Below are 16,853 nucleotides of genomic sequence, written 5' to 3'. Positions count from 1 at the left end.
ATGGACGACGTACCCGAGGATCTGGCCAAGGCGGTGCACCGCGCCGCGCGGACGACCCCGTCGCACACCTCAGATCTGGCCGCCGTTCTCCGCCGGGCACGGGCTCGACGGCGTCGGCGGAGCGCAACGACGGCAGGTGGGCTGGCCCTGCTGGTGGCGCTCACCAGCGGGGCGGTACCGCTGCTGGCCCGGAGCCCGTCGGCCTCGACGAGCGGGCCAGCGGGGACGACGAGCCGGCCGACGATGACCGCCACCGCGTCACCGCCGGCGCGGTGGCCGGAACCAGCGCAGCGGTTGATGGTCACCGTGGACCGCGACAGCCCGCCCGGCGTCGTCGAGGAGGTGCTGCCGGGCGGGTCCATACGCCGGCACCGCGTACCGGAGGACTTCTCGCTGGGCGCGGCGCTGCCCGACGGGCGGCTGGTCGGACTCGTGTACACCGACCTGACGCCGGGTGTCGCGCGCACCGACGGCCCGGACGTCGAGGGGCTGTCGATCAGGCTGGTGGTGCTGCGTTCGGACGGTGCTGTGGAACGCAGCCGCGAGGTGCGGGTCAAGGGTCAGGGGATCGAACTGCTGGGCGCCGACACGACGGTCGCCTACCTCGCCCGGGACGCCGGAATCGTGACGCACGACCTCCTCACCGGTCGGGAGAAGTTGCTCCTCCGGTCGTCGACCGCCGGCGTCGACCTGCTCGCGGCGAGCCAGACCGACGTACGCCCGGACCGGCTCGTCGAGCAGCGGGACGACCACGGCTGCCACACCGACGTGCGGCGGACCACCGACGGGAAGCGGATCGCCCGGCTGACCGTCAGCGGCCTATGCGTGAACGGCCTGCGCCTCTCACCGGACGGCGCCCGGGTCGCGGTCCCCTACCGCCCCCTCGACACCTCAGGCGACCGACGGGAGCAACGGCTGGCCGTGTTCGACACCGCCACGGGAGCGCTACGGGCCGACCAGCTGATCGCCGATCCGGCCTTCGTGCTAGGCCCGATCACGGGCGTCGCCTGGGCCGACGACGCGACGGTCCGGGTCGCCTGGGCCGGGCTGCCGGTGCACCTGGGCCGGGACGCCTCCGTGGACGATCTGGCGCAGAACGTGACGACCGTCCGCGTTCAGTAGCGCTGGCGGAGCAGCCCGGCCGCCTCGACCGCCCAGTAGGTGAGGATGATCTGGGCGCCGGCCCGACGGATCGCGGTGAGCGACTCCAGCATCACCCGCTCACGGTCGATCCAGCCGTTCGCGGCGGCCGCCTCGACCATCGCGTACTCGCCGGAGACCTGGTAGGCGGCGACCGGGACGTCCACCGCCGCCCGGACCGCCGCGACCACGTCGAGGTACGGCAGCGCCGGCTTGACCATCACCATGTCGGCGCCCTCGGCGACGTCCAACTCGACCTCGCGCAGCGACTCGCGGAGGTTCGCCGGGTCCTGCTGGTAGCTGCGACGGTCGCCCTCCAGCGCCGACTCCACCGCGTCGCGGAAGGGGCCGTAGAACGCCGACGCGTACTTCACGGCGTACGCCAGGATGCTCACGTCCTGGTGCCCGGCGGCGTCCAGGGCCCGGCGGACCACGCCGACCTGGCCGTCCATCATGCCGGACGGCCCGACCACGTGGACCCCGGCGGCGGCCTGGGCCACCGCCATCTCGCCGTACGCGGCCAGGGTGGCGTCGTTGTCCACCCCGCCGTCGGGAGTGAGCAGGCCGCAGTGCCCGTGCGAGGTGAACTCGTCCAGGCACAGGTCGCTCATCACGACCGTGGCGTCGCCCACCTCGGAGATCACGTCCCGGATGGCGACGTTGAGGATGCCGTCCGGGTCGATCCCGCCCGAGCCGCGCTCGTCCCGCGACTCCGGTACCCCGAAGAGCATGATCCCGCCGACCCCGGCCTGGACCGCCTCGACGGCGGCCTTGCGCAGCGAGTCCCGGGAGTGCTGGAGCACGCCCGGGAGCGACGCGACGGCCCGCGGCTCGGTCAGCCCCTCCTTGACGAACATCGGTACGACCAGTTCGGCCGGGTCGACGCGGGTCTCGGAGACCAGCCGCCGCACGGCGGCGTTGCGGCGCAGCCGGCGGGGCCGGATCTCGGGGTACGGCACGGAACCCTCCAGGGTCAGCGGAACCTCAGGGCGGTCGGCCCCTGCACCTTCGAACCGCGCCGCTGCTTCGCCGGCATGGCGGCGAGCTTCTCACGCAGCTCGACGGCGTAGGCGGCCAGCGCCTCCACCAGGTCGGGCACCGAGGCGTGCTGAGGCTGCACGTCGACCCGCAGGCCGAACTCCGTGGCGGTCTCCGCCGTCTTGGGCCCGATGACAGCAACAACGGTACGCGCGTGCGGCTTCCCGGCGATGCCGACCAGGTTCCGGACCGTGGACGACGACGTGAAGAGCACGGCGTCGAACCCACCGGACTTGATGGCGTCGCGGATCTCGGCCGGCGGGGGCGCCGCCCGGACCGTCCGGTACGCGGTCACGTCGTCGACCTCCCAGCCGCGCTCGGTGAGCCCGGCGGCGAGCGTCTCGGTGGCGATGTCGGCGCGCGGCAGCAGCACCCGGCCGACCGGGTCGAGCACCTCGTCGTGCGGCGAGAACTCGGCCAGCAGGCCCTCCGAGGACTGCTCCCCGGACGGGATCAGCTCCGGCTGGATGCCGAACGCGCGGACGGCGTCGGCGGTCGCCTCACCGATGCAGGCGATCTTGACGCCACCGAAGTGCCGGGCGTCGAGACCGTGCTCGGCGAACTTCTCCCACACCGCGCGGACCGCGTTCACCGAGGTGAAGATCACCCAGGCGTACCGGCCGTCGACCAGGCCCTTGACCGCGCGCTCCATCTGGGCGGGGGTGCGCGGCGGCTCGACGGCGATGGTCGGCACCTCGCACGGGATGGCGCCGTACGCCCGCAGCCGCGCGCTCATCGCACCGGCCTGCTCCTTGGTCCGGGGGACGAGCACCTTCCAGCCGTACAGCGGGCGGTTCTCCCACCAGCTGAGCTTGTCCCGCTGGCCGACGCCGTCGCCGACGGTGAGCACCACCCGGCCGGTGAAGCCGAGCGCCGCCGCGACGAAGGAGTCCACGGTCGACGTGGTGGTGTACTGCGTCTCGCCGGTGCCGTCGCCGGTCACACCGACGGCTGTGGCCCCGTCGACACCGGCGGCGAGCAGCCCGTCCCGGACCGCGGCGAGGTCGCCCGCGTCCACCGCGAGCGCCAGCGAGCCGCGGGAGACGGCTGCGGCCAGCGCGTCGAAGTCCAGCAGGGTGACGTCTTCCGCGTCGGCCACCGTGCGGACGCCCGGCAGCGGCACGCCCGCGTAGGTGGCCACCCCCTCGGCCTGCCCGACACCCGGGACGACCTCGAAGTGCGCGGCGGTACGCGCGACCGCCTGCACCTCCTTGACCACCGACTCGTGGCCGAACGGGTCCCCGGCGACCAGGTGCACCGCGTTCAGCCCGGAACGGGCCGCCGAGATCAGCACCTTCGCCACGTCACCCGGCGCGCCCTCGGCCGGAGTGAACTGGGCGTCCTCCTTCGCCTCCGCGCGGACGACGTCGAGCAGCGACTCGGGGACTCCCCGGTCGTACACCACCTGGTCGGCGTCGACCAGGGCGTCGTGCGCCCGGCGGGTCAGCAGGCCCGGGTCGCCGGGACCGGCCCCGACGAACGCGATACGGCCTACGGGCTTACGGGTGCGGGTCATTCTGTGCTCCCAAATTGCTGGGTCCCCGGGCCGGTGTGTCCGTTCTGGCCGAGGATCGAGTCGGCGCCGAGGTCGAGGAGTTCGGCGGCGAGTGCCTTGCCGATCTCCGCCGCGTCGGCGGGCGTTCCGGTGCGGGACAGCCGGAGGTCACGGGTGCCGTCCGGGCTGATCACCGCCCCGCGCAGGTAGATCTCTTCACCGGCGTCGCCCTCGGCGAGCTCGGCGTAGGCGGCGACCGGTGCGCTGCACCCGGCCTCCAGGGTGGCGAGCAGCGCCCGCTCCGCGACGACGGCGGCGCGGGACGGTGCGTGGTCGAGCACGGCGAGCAGCTCCACCAGGTCCGGATCGTCGATCCGGCACTCCACGGCCAGCGCCCCCTGGGCGGGCGCGGGCAGCATCAGCATCGGGTCGAGCGTCTCGGTGATCACATCGGTGCGGCCGATCCGGGCCAGCCCCGCCCGGGCCAGGACGACGGCGTCCAGGTCGGCCTCGGGGCCGAGCACCCGCGCCACGCGGGTGTCGATGTTGCCCCGGATCGGCTGGACCTCCAGTTGCAGCCCGAGGGCGTGCAGCTGGGCGATCCGGCGCAGGGCGCCGGTGCCGATCCGCGCGCCGGGCGGCAGCTCGGCGAGCGTACGGCCGTCCCGGGCGACGAGCGCGTCACGCGGGTCCTGCCGGGGCGGGACGGCCGCGATGTGCAGGCCGGGCGCCGCCGCGGTGGGCAGGTCCTTGTACGAGTGGACCGCGAAGTCGATGGTGCGGGCAGCGAGGGCGTCACGCAGCGCCGACACGAACACCCCGACGCCGAGCCGGTGCACCGGGGCGTTGGACCGGTCGCCGGCGGTCACCACCTCGACCAGTTCCACCGGGCGGCCGGTGGCAGCGGTCAGTGCCTCGGCGACGTGCCCGGACTGGGCCATCGCCAGGGCGCTGCCGCGGGTGCCGAGGCGCAGGGGGGCGGTGCTCATCGCTCACCTCCGGTGGGTGGGACGTCGGCGACATGGCCGCGCGGCGTGAAGCCGGCGGCGCCGTCGAGCGGTGAAAGGCCGGCGGCGCCGTCGAGCGGTGGAACGGCCTCGGGCTCCACCACGTCGGGAACGGTGTCGACCGGTGAGGTCTGCGGCACCTGGAGGTCGAACAGCTCGCGCAGCAGGGCAGCGTACTGGTCGCCGCCGGGTTCGGCGGCGAGCTGGCGGACCCGCACGGTCGGCTGGTGCAGCAGGCGCTGGACGACGCGGTGCACCGTCCGGGCCACCTCGGCGCGCTGGTCGTCGGTGAGGTCGGGGCGGCGCTGGGCGAGCCGGCGCAGCTCGGCGCTGACCACGTCGTCGGCGCGGCCCCGCAGGGCGGCCACGGTCGGCGCGACGTCGGCGCCCCGCAGCCAGGTGAGGAAGGCGTCGACCTCGCCGCCGACGATCCGCTCGACGGCGGCGGCGTCGGCGGCGGCCGGCCCGTCGGCGATCACGGCGGCCATCCGGTCGATGTCGATCACCTCGACGCCGGGCAGGTCGGCGACGCCGACCTCGACGTCACGCGGGACGGCCAGGTCGAGCAGGACCAGCGGGCCGCGGGCCGGGTCCCGGTCGGCGAGCGCCCGGGTCACGACCTCGCGGGTGAGGACCGGCTCGGTGGCGGCGGTGGCGGCCACCACGATGTCCACCGTGGAGAGCGTCGCGGTCAGCTCGGCCAGCGGCGCGGCGGTGGCGCCGTACGACTCGGCCAGCCGGACCGCCCGGTCGGCGCCGCGGTTGGTCACGGTGATCGGCCCGGCACCCAGCCGGGAGAGGGTCGCCACGCCGAGTGACCCCATGGCCCCCGCCCCGACGACCAGCGCCGGACGGCCGGTCAGGTCGCCGTCGAGCAGTTCGGCGGCGAGGTCGAGCGCAGCGGTGACGACGCTCTGCCCGGCCCGGTCGATGCCGGTCTCGGAGTGGGCGCGCTTACCCACCCGCAGCGCCTGCTGCATCAGCTCGTGCATCAGCCGGCCGGTCGTGTCGGCACCGGACGCCCAGTGGTACGCGTCACGGAGCTGGCCGAGGATCTGCGCCTCGCCCACCACCATCGAGTCGAGACCGGTGGCCACCCGGAAGGCATGGTCGACGGCGGCGGCGTCGAAGTGCACGTACAGGTGGTTGGCGAGCGCCGCCGGCTGGCAGCCGGCCTGCTCGGCCAGGACGGCGCAGATGTCGCCGAGGCCGCCGTGGAAGCCGGACACCGCGGCGTAGACCTCCACCCGGTTGCAGGTGGAGACGAGCACGGCCTCGCTCACGTACGGCTGGGCGACCAGCCGGTCCAGGGTGCGGGTGAGGTCGGCGGGGGCGACCGCGAGCTGCTCCAGCGTGGCGACCGGAGCGGTGCGGTAGGACGCGCCGACGACGAGCAGTTTCACGTGCCGATCGCCTCCTGGGAGTCGGTGACCGCGAGACCGCCGGCAAGGGCGGTGAGGGTGGACCCGCCGGTGGCGGGGAGCGCGGTCAGGGACGCCTTGCGGTGCTCGTGGAAGGACAGGATCTGCAGCTCGATGGCGAGGTCGACCTTGCGCACGTCGACGCCGTCGGGCACCGAGAGCACGCAGGGCGCGAAGTTCAGGATGCTGGTGACGCCGCCGGCGACGAGCTGGTCGGCGACGCGCTGCGCGGCGGCGGCGGGGGTGGCGATCACGCCGATCGCGATCGACTCCTCGGCGGCGATCCGGGGCAGCTCGTCGACGTGCTGGACGACCAGGCCGTTGATCTCCTCGCCGACGCGGGACGGGTCGGCGTCGAAGAGGGCGGCGATGCGGAAGCCACGGGTGGCGAAGCCGTCGTAACCGGCCAGGGCGTGACCGAGGTTACCCACCCCGACCAGGGCGACCGACCGCCGTTGGGTGAGCCCGAGCACGTACTCGATCTGGTCGATCAGCAGGGCCACGTCGTAGCCCACGCCCCGGGTGCCGTACGACCCCAGGTGCGACAGGTCCTTGCGGAGCTTGGCGGAGTTCACCCCGGCGGCGCTGGCGAGCCCCTCGCTGGACACCGTCTCGTGGCCGCTCTCGGCGAGGTTGTGCAGGGCACGGAGGTACTCGGGGAGCCGCGCGACGGTCGCCTCGGGCAGGTCCGGCAGCGCGGGGACGGCGCCGGGGCGGTCGGGCGCGCCCGGGTGGCGGTGCTGACTCATGAGACTCCGTGCGGTGCGATCCTGGGCCAACTCCGCCGGTCGGCCGCTTCGGGACTCCCGCTGGCGACCGAGGTTGCCGGCTGTGCTAGCAGGGCGCGTCGGAACTACAGGGTAGGCGCTTGTGAAGACACGCACAAATCGCGATCTTGATCGCGCCCGACGCGGCTCCACCAGGCCCTCCATTCCGCAAGATCGATCCGGCGGCCTCCGGCCGGCGCCGCCCGCCGATTATTGCTCAATTGCGACTTCTCTGACCAATCGCGCGCGGCGCGTCACACCCGGGGTCGAACGTGGTAGGGCCAGCCCCACCACCCGGAGGGCGGTGTACGGGATGGGCCGGACGGCCACCGGCCCATAGCCTCGCTGCATGACCGCCGTACCAGTGGGCAGCGCGCCGGCCCCCGCCACGCCCGTCCACAGCCTCGCCCGCCAGGTCCTGCGCGACTCGGGCTACGTGCTGTTCGGCCTGCCGCTCGCGCTGGTCGGCTTCGTGCTGACCGTGGCCGGGATCTCACTCACCGCCGCCCTGCTGGTCACCACGCTCGGCCTGCCGGTCCTCGCCGGCACCCTGTACGCGGCCCGGGCCCTGGCCGACCTCGAACGGCTCCGGCTTCCCGCCGTGCTGCACCTTCCCCGCGTCCGCCCGGACTACCTGACGCCCACCCCGGACGCGCGGTTCTGGCGCCGCGTCGTGGTGCCGCTGCGTGATCTCCAGTCCTGGCTCGACCTGCTGCACGCCTTCGGCAAGCTGCTGGTGGCGCTGCCGACCGTGGTCGTGCTGATCGTCTGGTGGGCGGTCGGCGTCGCCGGCACGCTCTACGGGGCGTACGACTGGGCGATCCCGCGGGGCCCGGACGACCAGGACCTCAGCCAGCTCCTCGGGATGGGCGACGGCACCGCCGCACGGATCTTCCTGAACACCGCCATCGGCGTGTTCTTCCTGTTCACGTTGCCACTGGTCGCCCGCGCCTGCGCCCGGCTCCAGGCCGGCCTGGCCCGTTCCCTGCTGACCGGCGTCGCCGAGATGCGCAACCGGATCACCACGCTCGAGGAGCAGAAGCGCGCCGCGGTGTCCGCCGAGGCGAGCGCGCTGCGCCGGTTGGAACGCGACATCCACGACGGGCCGCAGCAGCGCCTGGTCCGCCTCGCCATGGACCTCAGCCGGGCCCGCGAGCAGCTCGCCTCCGATCCGGAGGCGGCCCGCCGGACGCTGGACGAGGCGGTCGGCCAGACCCGCGAGACCCTCGCCGAACTGCGCGCCCTGTCCCGGGGTATCGCGCCGCCCATCCTGGTCGACCGGGGCCTGCCCAGCGCCCTCGCCGCGCTCGCCGGGCGCGGGCTGATCCCGATCGAGCTGCGGGTCGACCCGGCGCTCGGCGCGTTCGGCGGTCGGCTCGACCCGGCGGTCGAGAGCACGGCGTACTTCGTCGTCGCGGAGGCCCTGACCAACGTGGCGAAGCACAGCCGGGCCACCGAGTGCCGCGTCACCGTGGAACGGGACGGCCCGCTGCTGCGGGTCGCGGTGGCGGACGACGGCGACGGCGGCGCGCACCTGGCCAAGGGCCACGGGCTGGCCGGGATCGCCGACCGCGTCCGGGCGGCCGGGGGCCGGTTCACCGTGACCAGCCCGCCCGGCGGCCCCACCGAGGTACGCGCGGACCTCCCGCGGTGAGCCGCGGTGTCGACCGGCGGACGACGAGCGGGCCGGGTCCGGCACCGACGTGGTAGACAACAGGTCCATGCGGATCGTGATCGCCGACGACGCCGTCCTGCTCCGGGAGGGGCTGGTCCGGCTGCTCACTGAGCGCGGGCACCAGGTGGTGTCCGCCGTCGGCGACGGTGACGCCCTGGTGGCGGCGGTGGTGGCGCACCGCCCGGACGTGTCGATCGTCGACGTCCGGATGCCCCCGTCGCACACCGACGAGGGGTTGCGGGCGGCGGTGGAGGCCCGCCGGCTGGTGCCCCGGACCCCGATCCTGGTGCTGTCCCAGTACGTCGAGGTGTCGTACGCCGACGACCTGCTCGCCACCGGGGCCGGGATCGGTTACCTGCTCAAGGACCGGGTGGCCGCGATCGGTGAGTTCCTCGACGCGCTGGAGCGGGTCTCCCGCGGCGGCACCGTGCTCGACCCCGAGGTGATCGGCCAGCTCTTCGCCCGGCGCCGCCGCGACGACCCGCTGCGCGGCCTGACGCCGCGGGAGCGGGAGGTGCTCGCCCTGATGGCCGAGGGCCACTCCAACACCGCCATCGCCCGCGCCCTGGTGGTGACGGACGGTGCGGTGGAGAAGCACGTCCGCAACATCTTCACCAAGCTCGACCTGCCGCCCGACACGGAACAGCACCGCCGGGTCCGGGCCGTCCTGACCTACCTCCGGACCTGACGCCCCCCGCGGGCGGGTTACAGGGTGCGGGCCAGGGTCACCGCTTCGGTGAGGGTGTCGGCCACCGGGTGGCCGGAGGACCTCAGCCGGGCCGGATCGGTGAAGCCGCCGGTGTAGAGGACCGCGCGGCCACCCACGGACAAGGCGGCGTCGGCGTCGTCCAGGGAGTCGCCGACCAGCACCACGTCCCGGCCGTCGATTCCCAGCTCGGCAAGGTGCCGGCCCAGCGACTCGGCCTTGCGGTCACCGCCGACCGTCGCCCGCAGCCCGTCGACCCGCAGGAAGCGGCCGGTCAACCCGTACGTGTGGACGGCCGGCACCAGCTCGTCGTGGAACCACATGGACAGCAGCGACTGCCCGCCCGGCCAGGACGACATCGCCTCGACCGCGTCGTGGGCCAGCGCGCAGGTAATCAGCCCGTCCCGGTACGCGTCGTGGAAGATCCTGTCGAGCCGGCCGAACGCGTCCTCGTCGACCGCCTGCCCGAGCACCTCCGCGTAGTAGTCCGCGATCGGCCGGCGGAACCGGACCCGGTGCTCGTCGGCGGTGACCGCCGGCCCGCCGACGCTGGCGAACGCCGCGTTGGTGGACGCCACGACCAGGTCCAGGTCGTTGAGCAGGGTGCCGTTCCAGTCCCATACCAGGTGGGGGTGCGCAGGGGTCATGAACCGAACCCTATCGACCCGGCCACGGCCGGCGTGGGTTCGCTACCGCGCGCCGACGGTCAGAGCTGCGGGGTGGTGAGGTCGCGCAGCAGGCGCTCCTCCTCGACGCGCCAGTAGCCGTGCTCCTTGCCGTCGAGCAGCACCACCGGCAACCGGTCGCCGTACTCCCGCTCCAGCTCGATGTCGCCGGTCACGTCCTTCTCGATCCACCGGTCCCCGGTGACCGACACCACCCGGTCCAGCGCGGCCTTCGCGTCCTCGCAGAGGTGGCAGTCCGGCCGGGTGATCAGGGTGAGGCGGGGTTCACGCATCGGTCTCCTCCGTCGCGCCGGTCCGGACCGGCGGGTGGCTGGCCGGCGCCGTCGGGGCCGGCGGCGCGGGCGTCGCCCCGGCCGGTGGCCGGAGCAGCGTCTTGCGGACCTTCCCGATCGCCGAGTACGGCAACTCGTCGACGAACTCGACGGCGGTCGGGCACTTGAAGCGGGCGAGGTTGCGGGCGCAGTGGGCGAGCACGTCCTGCACCGTCACCGCCCGCCCCGGCTCCGGCACCACGTACGCCTGGACAGTCTCGCCGGTCCGCGGGTGCGGCACACCCAGTACCGCCGACTCCGCCACGCCCGGGTGCGCGGCGAGCACCAGCTCGACCTCGTGCGGGTAGACGTTGAAGCCGTTGACCAGGATCAGCTCGCCGATCCGGTCGACCAGGAACAGGTCGCCGTCGTCGTCGGCGTACGCCACGTCCCCGGTCGCCCACCAGCCCTCGGCGTCGGGCCCGCCTCGCCCGTCCGGCCAGTAGCCGGAGAACAGGTTGGCCCCGCGCACCACGATCTGGCCCGGGTCGGTGCCGGGTGCGGTGTCGGCAATGTCCAGCTCGTCGGCGTCGTCGTCGGGCACCGCCACACCGTCCCGCCACAGGTCGGTGCCGTCCGGGGCGACCAGGCGCAGGTCGACGCCGGGCAGCGGACGGCCGATCGAGCCGGGCTTCGGCTCCCCGCCCACGAGGGTGGAGGTGAGCACCGGAGCGGTCTCGGTCAGCCCGTACCCGACGTGCACCGGCAGCCCGGTGACCTCGCTGAAGCGTGCCGCGGCGGCCGGCTCCAGCGGCGCCGCGCCGCAGACCGCCACCCGCACCGACGCCAGCGCCGCCGTGGCGGTCCCGGCGTCCGCCGTGGACCAGGCCGCGACCATGGACGGTACGCCGACCAGCACGGTCACCCGGTGCCGGGCGATCTCCGCCAGCCCCGCGTCGCCGCCGAGGTCGTCGACGAGCACACCGGTGGCGCCATGGTGGACGACCGCACCGAGCCCGGAGTTGAGCCCGTACGCGTGGAACAGCGGCAAGGCGAGCAGCAGCGTGTCGTCCGGGCCCACGACGGGCGGCTCGATGCGGTCGACCTGCTCGTGGTTGGCCGCCAGGGCGCGGTGCGACAGCATCGCCCCCTTCGGCCGTCCCTCGGTGCCGGAGGTGTACAGCAGCACGGCGAGGTCGTCACCGCCCCGGGTGGGAAAGCCGCCGTCGCCGTCCCCCGTCGGGGGCGCGGTGTGCACGGCGGCGAGGGCCGGCAGCTCACCGGCCACGTCGGCGACCCGGTCGCGGACCGGCGGGGTGCCGATCAGCACGGACGCACCGGAGTCAGCCAGAACGTGGGTCAGTTCGCGGGCGGTGAAGGCGGGGTTGACCGGCACCGCGACCAGGCCGGCGCGGAGCGTGGCCAGGTAGCTGACCACGAAGTCCGGCGTGTTGCCGAGCGCGATCGCGACCCGGGGCGGGTGCCGGTCGGCGGCGACCGCCTGGGTGGCCAGCGCGTGCGCGACGGCGGTCACGGCGGCGTCCAGTTCGGACCAGGTCAGGGTCTCGTCGCGCCAGTGCAGCGCGGGACGGTCGCCGCGGGTGGTGGCCGCCCGGCGGAGCCGGTCGGCGAGGGTCGACACGGTGTTTCCTGCTGCGTCCTGCACGGTCGCTGAGTCTGGCACAGCCGGGGTCGGCCGGCCATGCCACGCCGGCCAGCCACGCCGGGTGTCGGCCCGTCGGACAGTCACCATCGACCGTCCTCGACGGCCACCCCGGCCCGGTCCCGCCGACGGGACCGACGCTTCACACCACCTGTGACGTCCCCCGGTCCCGTCTACAGGACAACACCAGACCGGCCGACACACCGACCCACCCTCGGCCGACCGGGTCGAGCGGACCGCCGAGTCGGCTCGCCGCAACCCTCTCCACCTGGGAATCCACTGCGGACCACCGGCAAATCCGAAAGTCAACCGCACACGACGGACAACCGGTCCGCCATCCGTGCGACACAGCGGGAAATACTTTGGCCCTGTGTAACGGACTTGCCACGCGCGGGTGACGTTGGCCCTATCATCACTCGGGTCGGCTCACCCCATTTGCCGTGAGTCGACACCCCTCAGCCCGAGGAGGCCCCCGTGCCCGTGAGCGCATTGGACCAGCACCTCAAGGGGATCTGCCGCCCGTCGGCACACCCCCGACCCGCCCTGCCCGACCCCCGCGTACCGGTCGCACCCGGCACGCGGCGCGTGACCGGCGGGACGGAGGTGGCCCGATGACGACCTTCGGCTACGCGGACCGCCCGCTCGGTCTGACCGGTCCGGGCCCGCGCCCCGTGATGAACGAACGGCCGGTCGCCCGCGGCCCGGTGGAGGACACCGGAAGCCTCACCACGCGTGGCGACGGGGCGTCGAGCCGCGTGCGCAACCGACCACACCACAACGAGGCGCCGGCGAGACCGGCCACACCGGGCGGGAACGCCAAGCCGATCGGGGGCCGGGTCGCGACACCGGCCCGACCGACGATGCCGGTGCAGGGCCGACGGGCCGCCGACCCGCCGGCCACGGCCGACCCGTCCACCACCGAGACCGCGGTGCTGCCGGCGGTGTCCGCCGCCACGCCGGGAACCACGACCGGCTTCCCCAGCCGCCCCGACCCGTCCGACCCGGCCACCGAGGTCTGGGCGCTGGTCGAGCGGGCGCAGGCCGGTGAGGCCGAGGCCTTCGGTCTGATCTACGACCGGTACGTCGACACGGTCTTCCGGTTCGTCTACTTCCGGGTCGGCAACCGCCAGTTGGCGGAGGACCTGACGTCCGACACCTTCCTGCGCGCGCTGAAACGGATCGGCAGCTTCACCTGGCAGGGCCGGGACCTCGGGGCGTGGCTGGTGACCATCGCCCGCAACCTGGTCGCGGACCACTTCAAGTCCGGCCGGTACCGGCTGGAGGTGACCACCGGGGACGTCCTCGACGCCGACCGTGAGGACCGGGGGCCGGAAGGCAGCCCGGAGGCGGCGGTGGTCGAGCACATCACGAACGTCGCCCTGCTCAGCGCCGTCAAGCAGCTCAACCCCGAGCAGCAGGAGTGCATCGTGCTCCGCTTTCTCCAGGGCTTCTCGGTCGCGGAGACGGCCCGGGCGATGGGCAAGAACGAGGGCGCGATCAAGGCCTTGCAGTACCGAGCGGTACGCGCGCTGGCGCGGCTGCTGCCCGACGGCTTCCAACCGTGACCCCCGGGCGTCCCGAGCAACGTCGGCGCAGCTCGGCGGCGGTAACCGCCCGGTGAGAACCATCACTTTCCGTGATTTCTCCCCCGGCCGCCCCGTAACCCTTACCCTGCGCGGCGCGTTTCTCCGGGTGCGACCGTTGGCAGTCCCGGCGTCCCCCCGGGCTCCTCAGATCCGGCATTCCCGCCGGCCACGAGCCTCCCTGTGGTGTGCCGCCGTCACCGGTCGCCGGTGACGACCGCGGCCGACCGGCCGTGACCAGCGAGAGGAGGTGCCCAACGGTGGACAGCGACCTCTTCTCCCGTCGGCGCGCCGAACGCTTCGCTCAGCTTCTCGACGAGGCCAACGGCGGCCGGCGGCACCACAAGCGGTCCCGTCTGGACGACGAACTCATCGCCCTCGTCGCGGTCGGACAGCGGCTCAGCGCCGGCCCCCCGGCCGTCGACGTGGACCCGGAGTTCCGTACCGGCCTGCGGGCGATGCTGCTGGCCACCGCCGAACGCGAGGGCATCGGCGCACCCGCCGCCGACACCGCGACCGGCCCGACGACGCGCCGCACCAGGGCGTTCCGCCCGTCACTGCTGCCGCCGGTCACCGCCCGACGGGCCCGCGCCCGGGGCGCCATCCTCGTCGGCATCGCGGCCGGGGCCGTGGCCGTCTCCGGCATCTCGGCCGCCAGCGAGAACGCCGTACCGGGCGACGCGCTGTACGGCATGAAGCGCTCGACCGAGCGCGCTCAGCTCGCGCTCACCAGCTCGGACGTGAGCCGCGGGCAGCTCTTCCTGGGCTTCGCCCGCACCCGGCTGAGCGAGGCGGCGGAACTCCGGGGCGACCGGGCCGGGTACAGCGGCGTCCTGGACGACATGGACGCCGACACCCGCCAGGGCGTACGCCTGCTGACCGGAGCCGCCGCGCAGCGCTCCGACCCGGCGCCGCTGGACGCGGTCAACACCTTCGTCACCGCGCAGCAGCAGGCGGTCAGCGCCCTGCTCGACGAAGGGACACGCGCCGAGCGGGACCGCACCCGCCGCTCGCTCGCCCTGCTGGACGCCGTCCGCAAGCGCTCGGACGCGCTGCGCGCCGCGATCACCTGCGGCCTGCCCGCCCCGCTCGGCAGTGACGCCCTCGGCCCGGCCCCGGCCACCTGCCCCGCCGACCGCTAGGAGCCACGGTGCGTGGGAGCCGTACACGCCACAGCTGACCCGAGGTACGCCCGGACCGGCCACGCTCCCGGCTACCCTCGCGAGGTGGCGCACCGCGCGCCGGTCGAGCGGAGGGAGGGCGGGTGGCCCGCAGCCGTAAGGTGACGGTCAGCACCGACACCCACGGTCACACGTCCGGCTGGGCCGAGACGGACGCCGCGCCCCCGGCGCCGGATCCGACGGCCGCCGCCTTCTTCGACGTGGACAACACGATGATGCAGGGCGCCTCGATCTACTGGTTCGCCCGTGGGCTGGCCGCGCGCAACTACTTCACCACCGGGGACCTGCTCCGGTTCGCCTGGCAGCAGCTCCGGTTCCGGGTGCTGGCCACCGAGCACGCGGGTGACATGTCCCAGGCCAAGGAGACCGCCCTCGCGTTCATCGAGGGCTGGCGGGTGGACGACGTGGAGCGGCTCGCGGAGGAGATCTTCGACGAGCTGATGGCCCCCCGGATCTGGGCCGGCACCCGCCGCCTCGCCCAGGGCCACCTCGACGCCGACGAGCGGGTCTGGCTGGTCAGCGCGGCACCCGTGGAGATCGGCCGGATCATCGCCGCCCGGCTCGGGCTGTCCGGCGCCATCGGCACCGTTGCCGAGGTGGCCGACGGGGCGTACACGGGGCGGCTGGTGGGCGACCTGATGCACGGGCCGGCGAAGGCCGAGGCGGTCACCCAACTCGCCGCGGTGGAGGGCCTGGACCTGTCCCGCTGCACGGCGTACAGCGACTCGTCCAACGACCTGCCCATGCTCAGCACGGTCGGTCGGGGGGTCGCGGTCAACCCGGACAGCGTGCTGCTGCGGGAAGCCCGCCAGCGCGGCTGGGAGGTGCGGGACTTCCGCACCGGTCGCCGGGCGGTGAAGATCGCCGTCCCGTCGACGGCCGCCGCCGGGCTCGTCGCCGGTGCCGTCACCGCCGGGCTGGCGCTGCACCGACGCCGCCACCGCGGCTCCTGACGCCCGGCGGCTGTCAGCCGGTCACCACGGCCGGCGCCGGAGCCGGCTCGTCCTCGTGCGCGATGCGGGTGAACTCCCGCCACAGCAGGGCGACGAGGACCGCCGAGCCGGCGAACGCGAACCAGAACGGCGCGGTCACCCCGAACGGGGTCACCAGCAGACCACCCACCGCCGAACCGACGACCAGACCGCCGTACGTGCTCATGGTGTTGATGCTGTTGACCCGCCCCTGGAGCTGGGCGGGGACGGCCCGCTGCCGGACGGTCAGCGAGGTGGTCCCCCAGACGAAGGCGTGCGCGCCGAAGACGAAGAGGATCGCCGAGGCGACCCACGACGACGTCGTGACGGCGAGACCGAGGTGGGTGAGGGTCTCGATGATCAGCCCGATCCGCATGATCTGGCCCAGGCTCACCCGGCGGGTCAGCCACCCGTACCCGACGGTCCCGAGCAGCCCGCCGACCGCCGTCACCGTGCTGAGCAGGCCGAAGCCGACGGCGCCCAGGTCGAGGCGGTCGCTCGCGTAGAGCACCAGGACCGACCAGGCCGCGCCGTACGTGATGTTGAAGACCAGGATGGTGAGGCAGAGCGTCCGGACGGCCGGGTGGCGGACGGTCCAACGGAGTCCCTCGACGATGTCCCGCCGCACGCTGCGGGTCCCCTCCGTCGGGGCCGCGTCGCGGGGCGGCAACGACACCCGGGACACCAGCAGCAGTCCGGCGGCCGCGAGGAGGGCCTCGGCGGCGAACGGCCAGGCCCGGCCGGCCGCGAAGAGCGCCGCACCGACCGCCGGGCCGGCCATCTGGTTGAGCGTGATGAACCCGGCGAGGACGCGGGCGTTGGCGATCGCCAGGTCCTCCCGGCGTACCAGCATGGGCGTCAGCGTTCCGGTGGTGTTGTCGGCGAAGACCTCGCCGGTGGCGAGCAGCGCCAGCGCCAGCAGCGCCCCGAACACCGAGAGCCGGTCGGTGACCAGGGCCAGGGTCAGCACGCCCAGGACGCCGACCCGGACGGCGTTCGCCACGATCACGATCCGGCGCCGGTCGAGCCGGTCGGAGAGCACGCCCGCGTACAGGCCGAACAGCATCGGCGGGGCCCACCGCAGCAGCGCCGCCAGCGAGACCAGGAACGGGTTGTCGGTCAACGACGCGATCAGCAGCGGCCCGGCCGCCACCGCCACCCCGTCGCCGAGGTTCGTCGCCCACGACGACGCCAGCAACCAGCGGAAACCGCGCCCCAACCGGGCCGGTACGACGGCCTCGACCACCCTGCTCACAAACCCAGGACCGT

At 74.2% G+C, this 16,853-nt stretch carries 15 protein-coding genes; 6 read left to right on the top strand and 9 right to left on the bottom strand.

Annotated elements, in window-relative coordinates:
- Positions 1-1,122: a hypothetical protein gene (locus tag ACN26Y_RS10585; RefSeq protein ID WP_155330130.1), complete on the top strand. Its 1,122-nt coding sequence runs from the start codon at positions 1-3 to the stop codon at positions 1,120-1,122.
- Here ACN26Y_RS10585 and hemB read toward each other — a convergent pair.
- Genes hemB through ACN26Y_RS10560 form a run of 5 tightly spaced genes read right to left on the bottom strand, consistent with a single transcriptional unit; the run spans position 1,116 to position 6,850 of the window.
- Positions 1,116-2,099 (bottom strand): porphobilinogen synthase, encoded by a 984-nt coding sequence (gene hemB, locus ACN26Y_RS10580; RefSeq protein WP_155330129.1) that lies wholly within the window; start codon positions 2,097-2,099, stop codon positions 1,116-1,118. The two genes, ACN26Y_RS10585 and hemB, sit on opposite strands and share 7 nt — an antisense overlap.
- Positions 2,100-2,113: 14 nt before the next feature.
- A complete protein-coding gene (locus ACN26Y_RS10575; RefSeq protein WP_155330128.1) occupies positions 2,114-3,694 on the bottom strand; it encodes a uroporphyrinogen-III synthase in 1,581 nt (526 codons plus the stop codon).
- Entirely contained in the window at positions 3,691-4,662 is a 972-nt protein-coding gene (hemC, locus tag ACN26Y_RS10570) for a hydroxymethylbilane synthase (protein WP_155330127.1), read from the bottom strand. Before hemC ends, ACN26Y_RS10575 begins: the two co-directional genes overlap by 4 nt.
- Positions 4,659-6,083, bottom strand: a complete 1,425-nt coding sequence (locus ACN26Y_RS10565) for a glutamyl-tRNA reductase (protein ID WP_155330126.1) — start codon at positions 6,081-6,083, stop codon at positions 4,659-4,661. The genes hemC and ACN26Y_RS10565 overlap by 4 nt, the downstream gene beginning before the upstream one ends.
- A complete protein-coding gene (locus ACN26Y_RS10560) occupies positions 6,080-6,850 on the bottom strand; it encodes a redox-sensing transcriptional repressor Rex (protein ID WP_155330125.1) in 771 nt (256 codons plus the stop codon). The genes ACN26Y_RS10565 and ACN26Y_RS10560 overlap by 4 nt, the downstream gene beginning before the upstream one ends.
- A gap of 367 nt (positions 6,851-7,217) precedes the next feature.
- Here ACN26Y_RS10560 and ACN26Y_RS10555 point away from each other — a divergent pair, with 367 nt between their 5' ends.
- Together ACN26Y_RS10555 and ACN26Y_RS10550 are read left to right on the top strand one after the other, a co-directional pair.
- Positions 7,218-8,522 (top strand): sensor histidine kinase, encoded by a 1,305-nt coding sequence (locus ACN26Y_RS10555; protein WP_155330124.1) that lies wholly within the window; start codon positions 7,218-7,220, stop codon positions 8,520-8,522.
- A gap of 67 nt (positions 8,523-8,589) precedes the next feature.
- Complete coding sequence (locus ACN26Y_RS10550; protein WP_155330123.1) at positions 8,590-9,231, top strand: response regulator transcription factor; 642 nt, start codon at positions 8,590-8,592, stop codon at positions 9,229-9,231.
- A gap of 17 nt (positions 9,232-9,248) precedes the next feature.
- Here the strand turns inward: ACN26Y_RS10550 and ACN26Y_RS10545 are convergent, their stop codons facing one another.
- Genes ACN26Y_RS10545 through ACN26Y_RS10535 form a run of 3 tightly spaced genes read right to left on the bottom strand, consistent with a single transcriptional unit; the run spans position 9,249 to position 11,939 of the window.
- A complete protein-coding gene (locus ACN26Y_RS10545) occupies positions 9,249-9,896 on the bottom strand; it encodes an HAD family hydrolase (protein ID WP_155330122.1) in 648 nt (215 codons plus the stop codon).
- A 59-nt stretch (positions 9,897-9,955) separates the two neighbouring features.
- Positions 9,956-10,207 (bottom strand): glutaredoxin family protein, encoded by a 252-nt coding sequence (locus ACN26Y_RS10540; protein WP_155330121.1) that lies wholly within the window; start codon positions 10,205-10,207, stop codon positions 9,956-9,958.
- Positions 10,200-11,939, bottom strand: a complete 1,740-nt coding sequence (locus tag ACN26Y_RS10535) for an AMP-binding protein (protein ID WP_155330120.1) — start codon at positions 11,937-11,939, stop codon at positions 10,200-10,202. The genes ACN26Y_RS10540 and ACN26Y_RS10535 overlap by 8 nt, the downstream gene beginning before the upstream one ends.
- Positions 11,940-12,460: 521 nt before the next feature.
- Here ACN26Y_RS10535 and ACN26Y_RS10530 point away from each other — a divergent pair.
- The 3 genes from ACN26Y_RS10530 to ACN26Y_RS10520 all read left to right on the top strand — a co-directional run bounded on the left by ACN26Y_RS10530 (position 12,461) and on the right by ACN26Y_RS10520 (position 15,566).
- Entirely contained in the window at positions 12,461-13,414 is a 954-nt protein-coding gene (locus ACN26Y_RS10530) for an ECF subfamily RNA polymerase sigma factor, BldN family (protein WP_155330119.1), read from the top strand.
- A gap of 278 nt (positions 13,415-13,692) precedes the next feature.
- A complete protein-coding gene (locus ACN26Y_RS10525) occupies positions 13,693-14,574 on the top strand; it encodes a DUF5667 domain-containing protein (RefSeq protein WP_155330118.1) in 882 nt (293 codons plus the stop codon).
- Positions 14,575-14,696: 122 nt separating this feature from the next.
- Entirely contained in the window at positions 14,697-15,566 is an 870-nt protein-coding gene (locus tag ACN26Y_RS10520; RefSeq protein ID WP_422734666.1) for an HAD family hydrolase, read from the top strand.
- Positions 15,567-15,579: 13 nt separating this feature from the next.
- Here ACN26Y_RS10520 and ACN26Y_RS10515 read toward each other — a convergent pair whose 3' ends face one another.
- On the bottom strand, positions 15,580-16,839 hold the full coding sequence (locus ACN26Y_RS10515) for an MFS transporter (protein ID WP_155330116.1): 1,260 nt from the start codon (positions 16,837-16,839) through the stop codon (positions 15,580-15,582).
- Between the last annotated feature and the right edge of the window lie 14 nt (positions 16,840-16,853).

The organism is Micromonospora sp. WMMD558 (assembly GCF_049315255.1).
GTDB lineage: Bacteria > Actinomycetota > Actinomycetes > Mycobacteriales > Micromonosporaceae > Micromonospora.
Note: the sequence above shows the minus strand (reverse complement) of the source record. Positions and strands in the feature narration are given on the sequence as shown.

What these genes read in the sequence shown, in the direction of transcription:
- hemC (WP_155330127.1), bottom strand. Translation starts at nt 4,662, where the DNA reads ATGAGCACCGCCCCCCTGCGCCTCGGCACCCGCGGCAGCGCCCTGGCG.
- ACN26Y_RS10545 (WP_155330122.1), bottom strand. Translation starts at nt 9,896, where the DNA reads ATGACCCCTGCGCACCCCCACCTGGTATGGGACTGGAACGGCACCCTG.
- ACN26Y_RS10555 (WP_155330124.1), top strand. Translation starts at nt 7,218, where the DNA reads ATGACCGCCGTACCAGTGGGCAGCGCGCCGGCCCCCGCCACGCCCGTC.
- ACN26Y_RS10535 (WP_155330120.1), bottom strand. Translation starts at nt 11,939, where the DNA reads ATGGTGACTGTCCGACGGGCCGACACCCGGCGTGGCTGGCCGGCGTGG.
- ACN26Y_RS10530 (WP_155330119.1), top strand. Translation starts at nt 12,461, where the DNA reads ATGACGACCTTCGGCTACGCGGACCGCCCGCTCGGTCTGACCGGTCCG.
- ACN26Y_RS10550 (WP_155330123.1), top strand. Translation starts at nt 8,590, where the DNA reads ATGCGGATCGTGATCGCCGACGACGCCGTCCTGCTCCGGGAGGGGCTG.
- ACN26Y_RS10540 (WP_155330121.1), bottom strand. Translation starts at nt 10,207, where the DNA reads ATGCGTGAACCCCGCCTCACCCTGATCACCCGGCCGGACTGCCACCTC.
- ACN26Y_RS10560 (WP_155330125.1), bottom strand. Translation starts at nt 6,850, where the DNA reads ATGAGTCAGCACCGCCACCCGGGCGCGCCCGACCGCCCCGGCGCCGTC.
- ACN26Y_RS10575 (WP_155330128.1), bottom strand. Translation starts at nt 3,694, where the DNA reads ATGACCCGCACCCGTAAGCCCGTAGGCCGTATCGCGTTCGTCGGGGCC.
- ACN26Y_RS10585 (WP_155330130.1), top strand. Translation starts at nt 1, where the DNA reads ATGGACGACGTACCCGAGGATCTGGCCAAGGCGGTGCACCGCGCCGCG.